This window comes from Streptomyces sp. NPDC040589, from assembly GCF_055594445.1.
The window spans coordinates 237,961-254,284 of the sequence record NZ_JBVIWP010000006.1; the positions used below are offsets into that span (position 1 = coordinate 237,961).

Here is a 16,324-nt window from a genome sequence, read left to right on the forward strand (position 1 = left end):
CCCGCCGGGCCATAGCCTCCCGGCATGACGAGCCTCTCCTACCCGCCCAAGCCGTCGCCCGGTGACCGTATCGCCGTGATCTCCCCCTCCTCCGGCCTGCCGGGGCTCTTCCCGCTCCCCTACGAGCTGGGACTGGAGCGGCTGCGCAAGGAGTACGGGCTGGAGCCGGTCGAGTATCCGGCGACGCGCAAGATGGGCTCGACGCCCCGGGAGCGGGCCGACGACATCCACGCCGCCTTCTCCGATCCGGACATCAAGGCGGTCATCGCGTCGATCGGCGGGGACGACCAGATCACCGTGCTGCCGCTGCTGGACCGGGAGTTGATCCGGGCGAACCCGAAGCCGTTCTTCGGGATGAGCGACAACACCAACCTGCTCGCCTTCCTGCGCAACAGCGGCATCGTCGGATACCACGGCGGGAGCGTCATGTGCGAGCTCGGCCGTCCTGGTGCCCTGCACCCGCAGACCGCCGACTCCCTGCGTGCGGCCCTGTTCACCTCCGGCCCGTACGAGCTGAAGCCCGCCGAGCGATGGCGTGACATCGACCGGGACTGGGCTGACCCGGCGACCTTCGATGCCGAGCCGGAGACCCGGCACGGGACCGGCTGGACCTGGGTCAACGCCGACCGTGTGGTGGAGGGCCGCAGTTGGGGCGGCTGCCTGGAGATCCTCGGCTGGCTGCTGATGGCCGACCGCGAGATCGCGCACGACCCGTCCGAGTACGACGGCGGTGTGCTCCTGCTGGAGACCTCGGAGGACATGCCGAGTGCCACGGAGGTCTTCAGCACCCTGCGCACCATGGGCGAGCGCGGGCTGCTCCAGCGCTTCCCGGCGCTGCTGATGGGCCGCCCCAAGACCTGGTCCTTCGAGCGGCCCAACGCCCCGGAGGAGGCCGCTCGTTACGCGTCCGACCAGCGTGAGGCGGTTGTGCGCGCCATGCGGGCCTACGCTCCCGACACCACGATCGTCTTCGACGTGGACTTCGGGCACACCGATCCGCAACTGGTCATCCCGTACGGCGGCACCGTGCGCGTGGACGGACCGGCCCGGCGCATCACGGTCACCTACTGAGGGCCCCGAGCCCCCGCGCGCCCCCGTAACCCACCGTCACCGTGGGTAGTTGACGCGGCATGCACGACGTACGCACCGTAAGGGCACCCTCCATGCCGCGCCTAGCGGCCGCATCGCTCGCCGGCACGGCCATCGAGTTCTACGACTTCTTCGTCTACGGGACCGCGGCGGCCCTCATCCTGGGTCCGCTGTTCTTCCCGACGTTCTCGCCGGTGGCCGGGACGCTGGCCGCCTTCGCCACCTTCGGCGTGGGCTTCGTGGCGCGGCCGCTCGGGTCGGTGCTGTTCGGGCACATCGGGGACCGGCGTGGACGGCGGCCGGTCCTCGTCGCCTCCCTGCTGCTCACCGGCGCCTCCACGGTCGCGGTCGGCTGTGTGCCGACCTACGACACGATCGGCGTGGCCGCTCCCCTGCTGCTCCTGGTGCTGCGCTTCCTGCAGGGGCTGGGGCTCGGCGGGGAGTGGGGCGGAGCGGTGCTGCTGACGGTGGAGCACGCGCCCGCCGAGCGACGCGGGCTGTGGTCGAGCTTCCCGCAGGTCGGGCCCGCCCTGGGGTTCCTGCTCGCCAACGGTGTGGTGCTGGGGCTGTCGGCGACGCTCTCCGAGGCGCAGTTCGCCGCGTGGGGCTGGCGGGTGCCGTTCTGGGCGGCGGGGGTACTGGCGGTTGTGGGGCTGTGGCTGCGCTCGTCGCTCGCCGAGAGCCCCAGCTTCCTCGAACTCGACGACCACGCGCGCGTGCCCATCGCCGAGGTCATGCGCGACCACTGGCGTCTCCTCCTGCTGACCGGCGGAGCGCTCGCGATCGGCTACGCGATCTTCTACGCCGTGACGACCTGGTCCCTCGCCTACGGGACGGAACGGCTCGGGGTGAGCCGCAGTGTCATGCTGACCTGCATCATGGGCGCGGTGGTCGTGAAGGGCGCGCTCACGCCGCTGGTGGCGATGCTCGGGGACCGCTACGGCCGACGACCCATGTGCCTGGCCGGGTGCGCGGCGGCCGCCCTGTGGATGTTCCCGATGGTCGCGCTCCTCGCCACCGGAACGCCGCTGCCGATGTTCCTCGGCTTCCTCGGCGCGATGCTCTCGTTCATCACGATGTTCGCCGTGATCGCCGCGTATCTGCCCGAGCTGTACGAGCCGCGGGTGCGCTGCACCGGCGCCGCCGTCGGCTACAACCTCGGCGGCGTCCTCGGGGGCGCTCTCACGCCGATCGTGGCGACGGCGCTCGCCGAGCAGGGCGGGCGGGTGCCCTGGGGCGTGGCCGCGTATCTGACGGCGATCGCGCTGGTCAGCCTGGGGTGTTTCGCGCTGCTGCCGGAGACGCGTCCGGTGCCGGTGGAGGCGGGGGCGAAGGCTGAGGCCGGGGCGGAGGCTGAGGCGCCTACGGGTTGATCGCCAGTTCCAGGTACGCCGCGAACAGGACCAGATGGACCCCGCCCTGGAGCGGTGTGGCGCGGCCCGGGACCACCGTCAGGGAGGCCACCACCACGGTCAGGGCGAGCAGCACCATGTGCGTGGCGCCGAGGCCGAGCACCAGCGGGCCGGACAGCCACACGGACGCGAGCGCGACGGCGGGGATGGTCAGGCCGATGCTGGCCATGGCCGAGCCGAGGGCGAGGTTAAGGCTGGTCTGCACACGGTCGCGGCGTGCGGAGCGCAGTGCGGCGATGGTCTCCGGGAGCAGTACCAGCAGCGCGATGATCACGCCGACCACGGCCTGGTGCAGCCCTGCGGCCTCCACCCCGGACTCGATGGTGGGCGACACACCCTTGGCCAGGCCGACCACGCCGATCAACGCCAGGCCCAGCAGTCCCAGGCTGATCAGGGCGGTACGGGCAGTCGGCGCCGCGGCGTGCTCCTCGGCGGTGATCACGTCGCCCTGCCGGGTGATCGGCAGGAAGTAGTCCCGGTGCCGCACGGTCTGCGTCGCGACGAACAGGCCGTACAGGATCAGCGAGGAGACCGCCGCGAAGGTCAGCTGGACGGTGGAGAACTCCGGGCCCGGTTTGCTCGTGGTGAACGTCGGCAGCACCAGGCTGAGCGTGGCCAGGGTCGCGACGGTCGCGAGTGCGGCGCCGGTGCCCTCTGGGTTGAAGACGGCCGTGCCGTGCCGCAGCGAGGCGACCAGCAGGCACAGGCCGACGATGCCGTTGCAGGTGATCATCACGGCTGCGAAGACCGTGTCGCGGGCCAGTGTCGCGCTCTTGTCCCCGCCGTCGACCATCAGGGTGACGATGAGGGCGACCTCGATGATCGTGACGGCGACGGCGAGAACGAGGGAGCCGAACGGTTCACCGACCCGGTGCGCCACCACCTCGGCATGTTGGACGGCGGACAGAACAGCTCCCGCCAGGACCAGGGTCACCAGCGCGACGACAGCCGCGGGCAGATCGCGCCCCCAGGTCAGGACCAGCAACACGGCCGCGAGCACGGGCACCAGGGTCGTCCACTGTGCCGTGAGCGGCGGCCTGCGCCGAGCGATCATGCAGTGATCGTCGCAGAGGGGCAAGGGCCCCGCACTCCGGTCGCGCGGGGCCCGAGCCAGGGCCTACTTGAGTTCACTCGCGTCCAGGAGGTCGCAGTTGGTGTAGACCCGCTCGCCGATGCACAGCGCGCCCAGATGCTCCGCCATGCGGCCGGTCTCGGGGTCCTCGCTGATGCGCATGGCCTCGTCGAACGACTCGAACTCGATCAGCGCCAGATAGCGGCGGGGGTTGTCGCGGTCCTTCAGGAGCGTGCGGTGGGTGGGGCCGCCCGTCCGGCCGGCGAAGCGCCGCTCCGCGTCCTCGAAAATCTGCTCCATCTCGTCCAAGCGCTCGGTCTCGAAGTCGATGATCTGCACGAACTTCATGGCACCTCCAGCCGGCCACGGCGCCCCCGGACCGGGGAACACGCTCAGGAAACAAGCAAGCACCGGGACCGGCAGTCGGCAATTCGCCGACCACCGGTCCCGGTGATGGTTGTTCCTACGTCCGACGCGGTCAGACGTCGATACTGTCCTTCGGAGCGCTTCCGCTCTCCCCCTGCGCCGCCTCGGCCGCCGCCTGCTTCTTGGAAGCCAGCAGGCTGGTGATCGTGGTGACGATCAGGACGGCGCAGATCACTCCGAGCGATACCGGAATGCTGATCTCGGGGACGTGCACCCCGGACTCGTGCAGGGCGTGGAGCACCAGCTTCACACCGATGAAGCCCAGGATGATCGACAGACCGTAGCTGAGGTGGACCAGCTTCCTCAGCAGGCCGCCGATGAGGAAGTACAGCTGACGCAGACCCATCAGGGCGAACGCGTTGGCCGTGAAGACGATGTACGGGTCCTGCGTCAGGCCGAAGATCGCGGGGATGGAGTCGAGGGCGAACAGGACGTCGGTGGTGCCGATCGCGAGCATCACGACCAGCATCGGGGTCATGACCCGCTTGCCGTTCTCCTCGATCCACAGCTTGGTGCCGTGGTAGCGGTCAGCCACACCGAAGCGGCGCTCGGCGGCCTTGAGCAGCTTGTTCTCCTCCCAGTCCTCGTCCTCCTCGTCAGCGCGGGCCTCCTGGATGAGCTTCCAGGCGGTCCAGATGAGGAAGGCGCCGAAGATGTAGAACACCCACGCGAAACTGGCGAGGATCGCCGCGCCGGCCGCGATGAAGATGGCCCGCAGGACCAGGGCTATGAGGACACCGATCAGGAGAACGCGCTGCTGGTACTGCGAGGGCACCGCGAACTTCGCCATGATCAGGACGAAGACGAAGAGGTTGTCGACGCTCAGCGACTTCTCTGTGATGAAGCCCGCGAAGAACTCGCCGGCGGGCTGGCCGCCGCCGAACACCAGCAGACCGAGCCCGAAGAGCGCGGCCAGCACGATCCAGACGATCGTCCAGATCCCGGCTTCCTTGATCGACACGTCGTGCGGTTTGCGGCCAATGAAGAAGTCGACCGCGATCAGGGCGGCAAGACCCACGATCGTCAGGACCCATAGGGTCACGGAAACATCCACTGCGCCTCCGGCAGTCGTTAACGGCAAATGTCAGCGTCGTCGCTGCCGGAGGTCTCTTCCACCCAACGATGGGCCGACGCCCCGGGATCTGGCCTGATCCGTATTGACGGGTACGTCGCAGCAGACAGGGAGTACTCCCCTCCGTGCCGTCAACATTACCCCAATCACCAAGAACAGGTAAAGCGCTTGGCAAAAAGAGGATCAAAACCCCAGGTCGGGAGGCTTTACAACTACTTGGTGCGGGCGGCCGCGACTTGGGAGAGCACCTGCTGGAGGACCTGACTGCCGGGCGGCACCAGCGACGGCTCGTAGGTCCAGGCATGACCGACCCACGGGTCGGCGAGGTGGTCGTCGGGCACCGGCGTCAATCGCAACAGCGAACGCCACAGCGGGTCGAGCAAAGGCCCGTATCCGGAGGACTCCTCACGGTCGGCCACCATCATCAGGTGCACGCCGAAGGCGGGGCCCTCGTCGGCGAGGTAGCGCAGCTGGTTCACGGCGCGGTCGTCGAATCCGTGCGGGAAGTCGTTGACGATCAGCAACTGCTGCGAGGTGTCGAAGCCGGGTGGCAAGGAGTCGGCGGCGCCTCCGCGCACCGCCATCTGCACCAGGTCGACCCGCTGGGTGAGCCGCCCCAGCACGTCCGCCACGCCTGCGGCGCCGAGCGCGGGCGGGGCCGCGAGCACACCGCTCTGCACGAGAGGTACCAGCGGCTGCGCTCCCGAGCCGGCCGGGTCGATGACATGAACGGTGAACTCACTCGCGGGATAGGCGGCGAGCAGCCGGGCCGCGTGCGCGACCGCCGTGTCCATGGCGAGACGCCCCAGGGCATGCGAGTCGGTGAACAGACCGTCGGATGATCCGGTGTGGCCGCTGTCGATCCACAGACCCCGCTCCAGCGGCAGCCGGACCAGCATCGGGATGCGGATCCGGTCGGCCTCGGGGAGACGGAGGTCGCCCAGGCGCAGGGCCATGGGGATCTCCATCGGCGGCCGGTAGGTATGCCACACGGGGTTGTCCCAGCGGGCGTACGCCGGCGGCAGAGCCGGTTCGACGACGTCGGCCTCTGCCGTGAGCTGGGCGATGTCCCGGTCGAGGGCCTCCCTGGCCTGGTCGACGAGCTGTGCGTGCCGGGCGCGGGCCGCCTCACGGGCGGCGTCGCCCTGCCCGCCGATCCGGCTGCGCGGGTCGGACAGGACCTGTTCGAGCTCCTTGTCCATGCGGGACTCGGCGAAGTCGACGGCGCTGCGGTAGGCGGCGGTGGTACGGGCCAGGTCCTCGAACATGCCCCACACCTGGTTGTAGAGACGCTCCTCCATGGACCAGCCGGTCGCGTCGCCCGCCACGGGCTGGGCGGGCTGCCCGGGCGCAGCCGGGGGTGCGGTGGGCGGAGGCGGGGGCGGAGCGGCGTTCTGGCGGCGCGGATGGCTGTAGTCGATCGGGCTGCCCGCGGTCGGCACGGACGGCTGGGTGACGGCGGAAGGGTCCGGCGCCGTGCCGGGATACGTCGGCTGCGGTGCGGGCTGCCCCGGCACGCCGGGCGGCTGCCCGCCGTAAGGGGACGTGGGTGGTACGGGGCCGGGAGCGCCCTGGGGCACGGTGCCGCCCTGGTCCTGGCCGAGGGCCGGGGTCGCTGTCTGGCGGGAACGGTCGCCGTCCGCGGTGCGCGGCGGGGGCGCCTGCACCGAGCGGGCCAGCCCTTGGGCCACCGCCTCGTTGATGCTGCCGGCCAGTTGGTGAGCCTGGGGCAGGCCCTGGTCGGTGAGGAGTTCGGCGAGGCCGCCCGCGTAGCCCTGGCCGACGGCGCGCACCTTCCAGACGCCCTGGCGGCGGTAGAGCTCCAGGGCGACCACGGCCGACTCGCTGTCCAGGCCGGTGAGGGTGTAGCTGGCGATCTCGCCGCCGTCGAGGCCGGTGACGGCGACGAACGGGGCGGCGACGGCGCCGAAGCGGACCGGGCCCGCCCCACCGGCGGGAAGGGCGAGCAGCACGCCGACACGGTGGACAGCCTCCGGCAGGGCGTCCAGGTCCACCGCGAGGCGGTGGTCGGCGGCGGCCTGCCGGGAGACCTCGAGACCGGGCTGGGTGGGGGCACCCGGATGGGCCACCCATTCCACGCCGTGGATCCTGCCGGTCTCGTCGCTGAGCGCGGCCGCAGCCACGATCGGTGTGCCGGCCGAGACCCGGATCTCGAGACGGGCCTGGGAGAGCGGGTGGTTCTGCCCCCGCACCAGCTCGGCCGTCATCGCCTTCGTCCCCCTGTGTCGTTGTGTGGTGTCGTGTGCCGCCCGCCGGCCCGCCCCGAGCGGGTGCCCCTGGGGCCTTAGAGGACGGGCAGAATCGTCGGCATGAGGTCCTGGAAGGTACGGCCGTTGGCCGGGTTGCCCAGGGCCGTCATCGACCAGCCCGAGCCCGAGCGGTGCACCTTCGCCATGATCTGGGCCGTGTACTGGCCGCCGCCGGCCAGCGTGTAGCGGGCGAGCTCCTGGCCGTTGGTCTCGTCGACCAGGCGGCAGAACGCGTTCTGCACCTCCTGGAACGTCTGGCCCGTGAAGGAGTTCACGGTGAAGACGATCTGGTCGATGTGGACCGGGACGCGGGAGAGGTCGACGAGGATGGCCTCGTCGTCGCCGCCCTGGCCGACACCGCCGACGAGGTTGTCGCCGGTGTGGCGCACCGAGCCGTCGTCGCTCACCAGGTGACGGAAGAAGACGACGTCGACCGGCTGCTTGTCCGCGAACAGGACGGCGGAGGCGTCGAGGTCGACCTCGCGCGTCCGTGAGCCGAACAGGCCGCGCCGGGGAGCCGCCTGCCAGCCGAGACCCATCCGCACCGCGGTCAGGCTGCCGCCGTCGTTCTTCTGAAGACTGATGGCCTGACCCTTGGTCATGTTGACGGTCACGCGCTGATTCCCCTCTCGAACGTCCCCTGTTGCCGCGCATTCGCGGTTGACCAGAACCCTACGCAGCGGCACTGACAGTGACGTACCCCGGTCGGCGCTTTGTGTCGGTCTTGCAACACTGCGCGTACGCGGTCCGCTGTCAGGCCAGGCCCGCCTCCTTCATCTGGCGCAGTTCCTTCTTCATCTCGGAGACTTCGTCGCGCAGCCGGGCCGCGATCTCGAACTGGAGGTCCGCGGCGGCGGCCCGCATGCGCGTGGTCAGCTCCTCGATCTGCTCGGTGAGTTCGGCCGCGGGGCGGTCGGTCGGCACCGTCTCCTTGGCCTTGCCCCTGCCCTTGGCGGGCTTGGCCCCCTCGGCGGCCTTGCCGCCCAGGGAGGGCACGGGCGCCTTGGCGCCTCCGCCGTCCTTGCGTCCCTTGCGGTAGCCCGAGCCGAGCAGCTGCTCGGTGTCGATGTCCTCGCGGGCGATCTGGGCGACGATGTCGTTGATCTTCTTGCGGAGGGGCTGGGGGTCGATGCCCTGTTCCGTGTTGTACGCGATCTGCTTCTCCCGGCGCCGGTTGGTCTCGTCGATGGCCTTCTCCATCGCCGGGGTGATCTTGTCGGCGTACATGTGGACCTGGCCCGAGACGTTGCGCGCGGCACGGCCGATGGTCTGGATCAGGGAGGTGCCGGAGCGCAGGAAGCCCTCCTTGTCGGCGTCCAGGATCGCCACCAGGGACACCTCGGGCAGGTCGAGGCCCTCCCTCAGGAGGTTGATGCCGACGAGCACGTCGTATTCGCCGGCGCGCAGCTCACGCAGCAGCTCGACGCGGCGCAGGGTGTCGACGTCGCTGTGCAGATAGCGCACCTGGATGCCCAGCTCCAGGAAGTAGTCCGTGAGGTCCTCGGCCATCTTCTTGGTGAGCGTGGTGACCAGGACGCGCTCGTCCTTGTCGGTGCGCGTCCGGATCTCGTGCACCAGGTCGTCGATCTGGCCCTCGGTGGGCTTGACGACGACCTCCGGGTCGACCAGGCCGGTGGGGCGGATGATCTGCTCGACGACGCCGTCCCCGCGGGAGAGCTCGTACTTTCCGGGGGTCGCGGACAGGTAGACCGTCTGGTCGATGCGTTCCTGGAACTCCTCCCACTTCAGAGGGCGGTTGTCCAGGGCGGAGGGCAGCCGGAAGCCGTGGTCGACGAGGGTGCGCTTGCGGGAGGCGTCGCCCTCGTACATGGCGCCGATCTGGGGCACCGTGACGTGCGACTCGTCGATGACGAGGAGGAAGTCGTCCGGGAAGTAGTCCAGCAGGGTGTTGGGCGGGGAGCCGGGCAGGCGGCCGTCGAAGTGCATCGAGTAGTTCTCGACGCCGGAGCAGGAGCCGATCTGGCGGAGCATCTCGATGTCGTACGTGGTGCGCATCCTGAGGCGCTGGGCCTCCAGGAGCTTGCCCTGCTTCTCCAGTTCCGCGAGGCGCTCGCCCAGCTCCTTCTCGATGTCGTTGACCGCCCGCTCCAGCCGCTCGGGCCCTGCGACGTAGTGGGAGGCCGGGAAGACGTACAGCTGCTGGTCGTCGCTGATGATCTCGCCGGTGAGCGGGTGGAGGGTGGACAGCGCCTCGATCTCGTCGCCGAACATCTCGATGCGGACGGCCAGCTCCTCGTAGACCGGGAAGATCTCGATGGTGTCGCCGCGGACGCGGAAGGTGCCGCGGGCGAAGGCCATGTCGTTGCGCGTGTACTGGATGTCCACGAAGCGGCGCAGCAGCTCGTCCCGGTCGAACTCGTCACCGACCTTGAGGGGGACCATGCGGTCCACGTACTCCTGCGGCGTACCCAGGCCGTAGATGCAGGAGACCGAGGCGACCACCACGACGTCACGGCGGGTGAGCAGCGAGTTGGTCGCGGAGTGGCGCAGGCGCTCGACCTCCTCGTTGATCGAGGAGTCCTTCTCGATGTAGGTGTCCGACTGCGGGACGTATGCCTCGGGCTGGTAGTAGTCGTAGTACGAGACGAAGTACTCGACGGCGTTGTTCGGGAGCAGCTCGCGGAACTCGTTCGCCAGCTGGGCGGCCAGCGTCTTGTTCGGCGCCATCACGAGTGTGGGGCGCTGAAGCTTCTCGATCATCCACGCGGTGGTGGCGGACTTGCCGGTGCCGGTCGCGCCGAGCAGGACGACGTCCTTCTCGCCTGCCTGGACGCGCCGGGCGAGATCGGCGATGGCCGTCGGCTGGTCGCCGTTCGGCTGGTAGGGGCTGACGACCTCGAAGGGCGCCACCGTGCGTTCGATCTGGGAAACGGGCCGCATGGAATCCACCGTACGACCCCGCACTGACAACGGGCTCCGATCAGTGCTTCTGCGGGGTTCGGGAGCGGCTGTGCTCCACGGGACGGCGGGGGCGGAACCGCAGTCGGTGCGCGGAGTGGTGGACGGCGCTGTGGGAGTGGGCGGGGATGCCGGGCTTCTGCTCGACGGGGGCGACGGCGGGCTTCCCCATGACCATCAGCGGGTCGAACATCACCACGACACCGGCGAGCAGGAGGAAGGCGAGCGGGCCGATCAGCATGGGCGCGAGCAGGGCCGCGGGCGACTCTCCCGAGGTGGGTGCGGAAGTGCCGTGGAGGTGGACGTCGAGGGCGGCCATGCCGGTGTAGTGCATGCCGCTGACGGCGAGCCCCATGACGAGGCTGGCACCCACGCTCCAGAGGAATCCCCTGACCTGGCCGGCCGCCCACAGCGCGGCGGTGGCGGCGCACATGGCGATCGCGACGGAGATGCCGACGGTGAAGGTGTTGTACTCCAGCTTCCCGTCCAGGCGCATGCTGGCCATGCCGAGGTAGTGCATCGACGCTATGCCCAGACCGGTGATGGTGCCCCCGGTGAAGAGGGCCGTTCCCCGGGCACCCTTGTAGCCCACGATGAAGACCCCGACGCCCACCATGACGATCGCCACGGCGAGGCTCGCGAAGGTCATCGCCTTGTCGTAGTGGATCGGGGTCTCCCGGACCGTGAACCCCATCATCGCGACGAAGTGCATGGTCCATATGCCGGAGCCGATGGCGGCCGAGCCGAGGGCGAGCCAGCCGGGGCGCCACGACTGGGCGACCAGCATGGATCTATTGGTGCACCGCAGCCCCAGGGCGCCGCCCAGGCAGGCCATGAGGTAGGCCACCAGGGGTGTGACCAGGCCGTAGCTGAATCCGTCGACCGTGCCCTGCATGCGCGGCTGTCCTTCCCGCCCTTTGCGTCCCGGAACTCCTGATGTGCCCCCTCCCAGGACCGCACGAGCGGTCAGGGTTGACGCAGAGAGTATGACTCCCACCGGAATGGTCGAACGACTTTCCGGCAAAGAAACACGGCCTTGCCCCAGTTGTGCGGCACCAGTGACCGGAGTTGGGTCATCTGCGTTCAACCTGTGGCCATCCTGCACCCCTCTCGCGTTGACCCTCTGCTGTCACAGTTGATCTGTCTGTGATGTCGCCGAACGCTCACGCGAGGAGTACGCATGCACGCGCGCGCCGTTGCCGCCTCCACCACCGCACTCCTGGGGACCGCCGCTCTCCTCGTCCCCGTCTCCCCCGCCGGGGCCGCCGACGCCGAGGTGGCGCCGCAGGTCATCGCCCATCGGGGCGCTTCCGCGTACGCGCCCGAGAACACGCTGGCCGCCGTGGACAAGGCGGCCGAGCTGGGCATCCCCTGGGTGGAGAACGACGTCCAGGAGACCAGGGACGGCGAGCTCGTCGTCGTCCACGACGACAACCTGCGGCGCACCACCGATGTCGAGGAGGTCTTCCCCGGGCGGGCCCCCTGGAAGGTGAAGGACTTCACCGCCGCCGAGATCGCCCGTCTCGACGCGGGCAGTTGGTTCGGCCCCGCCTACGCGGGCGCGCGCGTGCCGACGCTGGAGCAGTTCGTGGACCGCGTCGAGCGGCACCACCAGAAGCTTCTCCTGGAGATCAAGAACCCGGAGCTCTATCCGGGCATAGAGCGCCAGACGCTCAAGGTCCTCAGCAACGAAGGCTGGCTCGACAAGTCGCATCTGGCGGGCCGGCTGATCGTGCAGAGCTTCAGCGCGGACAGCGTGCGGACGGTGCACGAGCTGAAGCCCGGTGTGAAGACCGGGTTCCTGGGGACGCCGCCGGTGTCCGACCTGTCGGCCTATGCCGGCTTCGCCGACCAGATCAACCCGTCGTACGGCTCACTCTCCACGGCGTACGTCTCCGCCGTGCAGGCGTTCGACGGACCGCACGGCACGCCTTTGGAGGTCTTCACCTGGACGGTCGACGACGCGGCCACCGCCCAGCGGGTCGCCCGGTACGGCGTCGACGGGATCATCACGAACAAGCCGGATGTGGTGCGGGAGGCCGTCGGCGGGTGATCTCTCGCCCCCGGCGGCCGCCTGGCGGCCTTCCCGGCGCGGCGGCGTTGTCAGTGGTGGGTCGTACGGTGGGCGCATGGACAGCCATGCGCAGGTCGAGCAGCGGGTCGTGTGGTGCGTCGTCGACAGCGGCATCGGTCCGCTGCTGCTGGCCGCGACCCGCGAGGGCCTGGTCAGCGTTGTGTTCCATGCCACGGACGCGGTGCGGGACCGGGCGGTCGAGCGGCTGGCGTCGCGTCTCGGCACCGAGCCCGTCGGGGCGCCCGGCTCCCCACTGCTGGCCGAGGCGATACGCCAGCTCGCGGCGTACTTCGCGGGTGAGCGGCGCGACTTCGACCTGCCGCTGGACTGGTCGCTGATCTCCGGCTTCAACAGGGAGGTCCTGCGCGAACTGGCCTCGGGCGTGCCGTACGGCACGGTCGTGGGGTACGGCGATCTGGCCGGGCGGGTCGGTCAGCCGGGCGCCGCGCAGGCCGTGGGCATGGCGATGGGCGCCAACCCGCTGCCCGTGGTGGTGCCCTGCCACCGGGTCGTCGAGAGCGGCGGCGGGATCGGCGGCTTCGGGGGCGGACTGGAGACCAAGCGGAAACTGCTCGCCCTGGAGGGGGTGCTGCCCGAGCCTCTCTTCTGAGGTCTCGGGCCCGGTCGGTGGTAGTGCCGCGCCTCGAAGTCAGTCGTAGTGCCGCGCCTCGAAGACGTTGCCGTCCGGGTCCCGGAAGTAGAAGCTGCGGGTGGCCTTGCCCCGGGCTCCGAAGGAGTCGTACGAGAGCTCCGACACCGGTACGGCGCGTTCCTCGAGGCGGCCGAGCAGGGCGTCGAAGTCGCCGCGGGGCAGGGACAGGCAGACGTGGTTGACCGGGTGGCCGGCGCTGTCGGCGGCGCCGGGCAGCATCTTCATGCGTTCCGCGAAGGTCAGCGGCATGAGGTCGAGGATGGTCTCGTCGTTGACGCGCACGGACGGGAACGGCACCTGGCCCGCGGCGAACTCGGTGCGCCTGAGCGGCTCCATGCCGACGGCCTTCTCGTAGAAGTCGGCGGCGGCGAGCGGGTCGCGCACCCAGAGGACGACGTGGTCGAGGCGTGCTGTGTGGTCCGTCATGCACTCCAGGCTGGTGACCTCTGTGACAGCCCGCAAGGGTTTGGCCCGGCGCGCCGCCCGCCAGAGATGAGGGAGGACCGACTGACAGGAGGCAGGCGCGTGGTGCTGGTGATGTCGGAAGAGGTACGGGCGGCGCTCGAGGCGCGGCAGCCCGTGGTGGCCCTGGAGTCCACGATCATCGCCCACGGGCTGCCTCGGCCGCGCAACCTCCAGGTGGCCCTGGAGCTGGAGACGGCCGTGCGGCAGGAGGGGGCGGTGCCCGCGACCATCGCCGTGCTGGACGGGCGGCCCCATGTCGGACTGGACAAGGAGCAGCTGGAGCGGGTCGCGAACGAAGACGGGATCCGCAAGCTGGGCCACCGTGATCTGCCGCTCGCGCTCTCCTCCGGAGCGAGCGGGGCGACCACGGTGTCGGCTACCGCGCTGCTGGCGGCGCTGGCGGGCGTCCGGGTGTTCGCGACCGGCGGGCTCGGCGGGGTGCACCGGGAATGGACGGTGACGCAGGACGAGTCGGCCGATCTGGGTCTGCTGGCGCGGACGCGGATCACCGTGGTGTGTGCCGGGGTGAAGTCGATCCTGGACGTGCCGGCGACCCTGCAGCGGCTGGAGACGCTGGGTGTCGCGGTGGCCGGTTACGGCACCGACCGGTTCCCGGGCTTCTATCTGTCCGACTCGGGGCATCCGGTGGACTGGACGCTGCGGACGCCGGAGCAGGTGGCGGGCGTCATGCGGGCCCAGGACGCGCTCGGTGAGCCGGAGTCGGCCCTGATCGTCGCCAACCCCGTCCCCGAGGCGGAGCAGCTCGATCCGGAGCTGCACGCGCGCGTGCTCGCGGACGCGCTGCACGCGTGCGAGGAGGAGGGGGTCACCGGCCAGGCGGTCACGCCGTTCCTGCTCGACTATCTGGTGCGGCACACCGACGGAGCCTCCCTGAGCGCCAACCTGGCGGCGGTCCGCGGCAATGTGCGTCTGGCGGCGCGGATCGCGGCGGCCTGGGCCCGGGGGTGACCGGGACCGGGGCCGGCCGCCCCGCGGGTTGTGAAGAGCGCTCCGTGGAGGGCGCGGCGCTGCTGGTCGTCGGGGACGTCATCACCGATGTCGTCGCGCGGCACCGGGGGCCGCTCGCGGCGGGCACGGACACGGTTGCCTCGATCCGGACGGTGCCGGGCGGCGCGGGCGCGAACGTGGCGTGCTGGGCGGCACTCCGGGGTGCGGCGGAGGTACGGCTGCTCGGGCGTGTGGGCGCGGATACGGCCGCCTGGCACGAGCGTGAACTGGCGGCCCACGGCGTGCGCCCGCAGCTCGTCGTCGACCCGCTGGCGCCGACCGGCACGGTGATCTGCCTGGTGGACCGGGACGCTTCGGCGGAGCGGACGTTCCTCACCGACAGCGGCGCGGCGTTGCGGCTCGAACCCGCCGACTGGTCGGACGCGCTGCTCGACGGGGTGGCCCGGCTGCACCTGTCGGGCTACCTCCTGTTCTCGGAACAGGGTCGCGCCCTGGTGACGGTGGCTGTGAAGGCCGCACAGGCGCGTGGCGTGCCGGTGAGTCTGGACCCGGCGTCGGCGGGGTTCCTCACCGACCTGGGCGTCGAGCGATTCCTGGCGCTCGTGGAGGGCGTGGACGTACTGCTGCCCAGCCGGGACGAGGCGTGCCTGCTGACGGGGCTGGCCGACACGGCCGACGCGGCGGCCGAGCTGAGCCTGAGCATCCCGCTGGTCGTCGCGAAGCAGGGGCGCGAGGGAGCACTCGTGGCTCGCTCGGGGAAGGTGTGCGCCCGCGTTCCCGCCGTGCCGGCGACGCCGCGGGACACCACGGGCGCCGGTGATGCCTTCACCGGCACGTTCCTCGGCGCCCTGCTCGCGGGCGCCGGACCGGAGGAGGCGGCGGAGGAGGGCTGCCGGGCGGGTGCGCGGGCAGTGGAGCAAGTGGGCGGCAGGCCGCCTCTGCCCGGCTGATACGGAGCAAACCGCCTCTGCCCGGCTGGTGCGGAGCAGGCCGCCTCTGCCCGGCTAATGCGGGGCAGACCGCCCCGGCCCGGGCTGACACCCCACGCCCGCACCACCCCTGGCTACTACTTGCGTCCCCACGCCGAGATCATCGGTGGCGTCGTGAGGTCGAGCGCGCCGGACGTGACGTTCATGAGGTGCCGCTGGATGTCCTGGTCCGTGGCGAGGCCCGCGGTGACCAGCTGGTCGCGGATCTGGCGGATCGTGGCGGACTCCAGGGCCGCACAGGCCGGTGAGGCGAGAGGGAAGTAGGCGTCGGCGTGGACGCGGGTCAGGCCGGCCTCCCGGAGCTGGCGCGGGAGGGTGCGGCCGCAGGGGAGGTCGGTCCCGCGGTCGGCGAGCAGTTTGCGGAAGCTGTGCCGCAGCCGGTTCGCGAGCTGCTGCTCGGGGCCGTACTCATCGGGGCAGAGCAGGGGCTGAAGGGCGGGGTCGACGTCCTCGACGAGGAGGCGCCCGCCGGGGCGCAGAGAGCCGGCCATGGACCGCAACGCCCGTTGCCGGTCGGTGACGTGGACGAGGGCGAGGCGAGCGTGCACCAGGTCGAAGCCCTCCCCCGGCGGGTCCTGTACGCCGAGGTCGTGGACGCGGACCTCGACGGGCGGCCGGGCGCCCCGGGCCAGCCGTGAGGTGTCGGTGTCGGTCGCGACGACGCGTCCGGTCGGGCCGACCCTCTTCGCCAGCCAGGACACCACGGACGGGCCGCCGGCGCCGACCTCCCAACAGCGCCAGCCGGATCCGACGCCGAGCGCTTCGAGATGCCGGAACGTCGTCGGGTCGAAGAGAGCGGCGAAGGCGCTGAAATGCTCTGCCGCCTCGGTCTGCCGGTTGTCGAGGAGGTACCCATCGGTTCGCGTCATGCCGCGATCATCCCAGTTGTCCGACTTACCCGTAATGGTCGACGCT

At 70.6% G+C, this 16,324-nt stretch carries 15 protein-coding genes; 6 read left to right on the forward strand and 9 right to left on the reverse strand.

The window, feature by feature from the left end:
* Positions 1–24 precede the first annotated feature (24 nt).
* A complete protein-coding gene (locus ACZ58V_RS27005) occupies positions 25–1,071 on the forward strand; it encodes a S66 family peptidase (protein ID WP_471293034.1) in 1,047 nt (348 codons plus the stop codon).
* Between the two features lie 92 nt (positions 1,072–1,163).
* The gene (locus ACZ58V_RS27010; protein ID WP_468193297.1) at positions 1,164–2,462 is read left to right on the forward strand and encodes an MFS transporter; all 1,299 of its coding nucleotides are present in this window, start codon (positions 1,164–1,166) and stop codon (positions 2,460–2,462) included.
* Here ACZ58V_RS27010 and ACZ58V_RS27015 read toward each other — a convergent pair.
* The 7 genes from ACZ58V_RS27015 to ACZ58V_RS27045 all read right to left on the reverse strand — a co-directional run bounded on the left by ACZ58V_RS27015 (position 2,452) and on the right by ACZ58V_RS27045 (position 11,155).
* On the reverse strand, positions 2,452–3,555 hold the full coding sequence (locus ACZ58V_RS27015; protein ID WP_468193298.1) for a calcium:cation antiporter: 1,104 nt from the start codon (positions 3,553–3,555) through the stop codon (positions 2,452–2,454). The two genes, ACZ58V_RS27010 and ACZ58V_RS27015, sit on opposite strands and share 11 nt — an antisense overlap.
* A gap of 63 nt (positions 3,556–3,618) precedes the next feature.
* The gene (locus ACZ58V_RS27020) at positions 3,619–3,921 is read right to left on the reverse strand and encodes a hypothetical protein (RefSeq protein WP_471293037.1); all 303 of its coding nucleotides are present in this window, start codon (positions 3,919–3,921) and stop codon (positions 3,619–3,621) included.
* 130 nt (positions 3,922–4,051) lie between these two features.
* On the reverse strand, positions 4,052–5,053 hold the full coding sequence (locus tag ACZ58V_RS27025) for a TerC/Alx family metal homeostasis membrane protein (RefSeq protein ID WP_468193299.1): 1,002 nt from the start codon (positions 5,051–5,053) through the stop codon (positions 4,052–4,054).
* Positions 5,054–5,283: 230 nt separating this feature from the next.
* Positions 5,284–7,299, reverse strand: a complete 2,016-nt coding sequence (locus ACZ58V_RS27030; protein ID WP_471293040.1) for a TerD family protein — start codon at positions 7,297–7,299, stop codon at positions 5,284–5,286.
* Between the two features lie 77 nt (positions 7,300–7,376).
* Positions 7,377–7,955, reverse strand: coding sequence for a TerD family protein (locus ACZ58V_RS27035; RefSeq protein WP_215122167.1), 579 nt, complete (start codon positions 7,953–7,955; stop codon positions 7,377–7,379).
* A gap of 139 nt (positions 7,956–8,094) precedes the next feature.
* On the reverse strand, positions 8,095–10,242 hold the full coding sequence (gene uvrB / locus ACZ58V_RS27040) for an excinuclease ABC subunit UvrB (protein ID WP_471293044.1): 2,148 nt from the start codon (positions 10,240–10,242) through the stop codon (positions 8,095–8,097).
* A gap of 40 nt (positions 10,243–10,282) precedes the next feature.
* Positions 10,283–11,155 carry an MHYT domain-containing protein gene (locus ACZ58V_RS27045; RefSeq protein WP_468193302.1) on the reverse strand — a complete coding sequence of 291 codons (873 nt, stop codon included), beginning with the start codon at positions 11,153–11,155 and terminating at the stop codon, positions 10,283–10,285.
* Positions 11,156–11,440: 285 nt separating this feature from the next.
* Here ACZ58V_RS27045 and ACZ58V_RS27050 point away from each other — a divergent pair, with 285 nt between their 5' ends.
* Positions 11,441–12,313, forward strand: coding sequence for a glycerophosphodiester phosphodiesterase (locus tag ACZ58V_RS27050; RefSeq protein WP_468193304.1), 873 nt, complete (start codon positions 11,441–11,443; stop codon positions 12,311–12,313).
* 76 nt (positions 12,314–12,389) lie between these two features.
* Entirely contained in the window at positions 12,390–12,944 is a 555-nt protein-coding gene (locus ACZ58V_RS27055) for a methylated-DNA--[protein]-cysteine S-methyltransferase (protein ID WP_468193306.1), read from the forward strand.
* Positions 12,945–12,983: 39 nt separating this feature from the next.
* On the opposite strand, the gene ACZ58V_RS27060 is transcribed toward ACZ58V_RS27055, so the two are convergent.
* Positions 12,984–13,412: a VOC family protein gene (locus tag ACZ58V_RS27060; protein WP_468193307.1), complete on the reverse strand. Its 429-nt coding sequence runs from the start codon at positions 13,410–13,412 to the stop codon at positions 12,984–12,986.
* Positions 13,413–13,514: 102 nt separating this feature from the next.
* Between ACZ58V_RS27060 and ACZ58V_RS27065 the strand changes: the two genes are divergently transcribed.
* Both ACZ58V_RS27065 and ACZ58V_RS27070 read left to right on the forward strand, forming a co-directional pair.
* On the forward strand, positions 13,515–14,420 hold the full coding sequence (locus ACZ58V_RS27065) for a pseudouridine-5'-phosphate glycosidase (RefSeq protein ID WP_468193638.1): 906 nt from the start codon (positions 13,515–13,517) through the stop codon (positions 14,418–14,420).
* Positions 14,417–15,370, forward strand: coding sequence for a carbohydrate kinase family protein (locus ACZ58V_RS27070; RefSeq protein WP_471293048.1), 954 nt, complete (start codon positions 14,417–14,419; stop codon positions 15,368–15,370). The genes ACZ58V_RS27065 and ACZ58V_RS27070 overlap by 4 nt, the downstream gene beginning before the upstream one ends.
* 116 nt (positions 15,371–15,486) lie before the next feature.
* On the opposite strand, the gene ACZ58V_RS27075 is transcribed toward ACZ58V_RS27070, so the two are convergent.
* The gene (locus ACZ58V_RS27075) at positions 15,487–16,278 is read right to left on the reverse strand and encodes a methyltransferase domain-containing protein (protein ID WP_471293050.1); all 792 of its coding nucleotides are present in this window, start codon (positions 16,276–16,278) and stop codon (positions 15,487–15,489) included.
* Positions 16,279–16,324 lie beyond the last annotated feature (46 nt).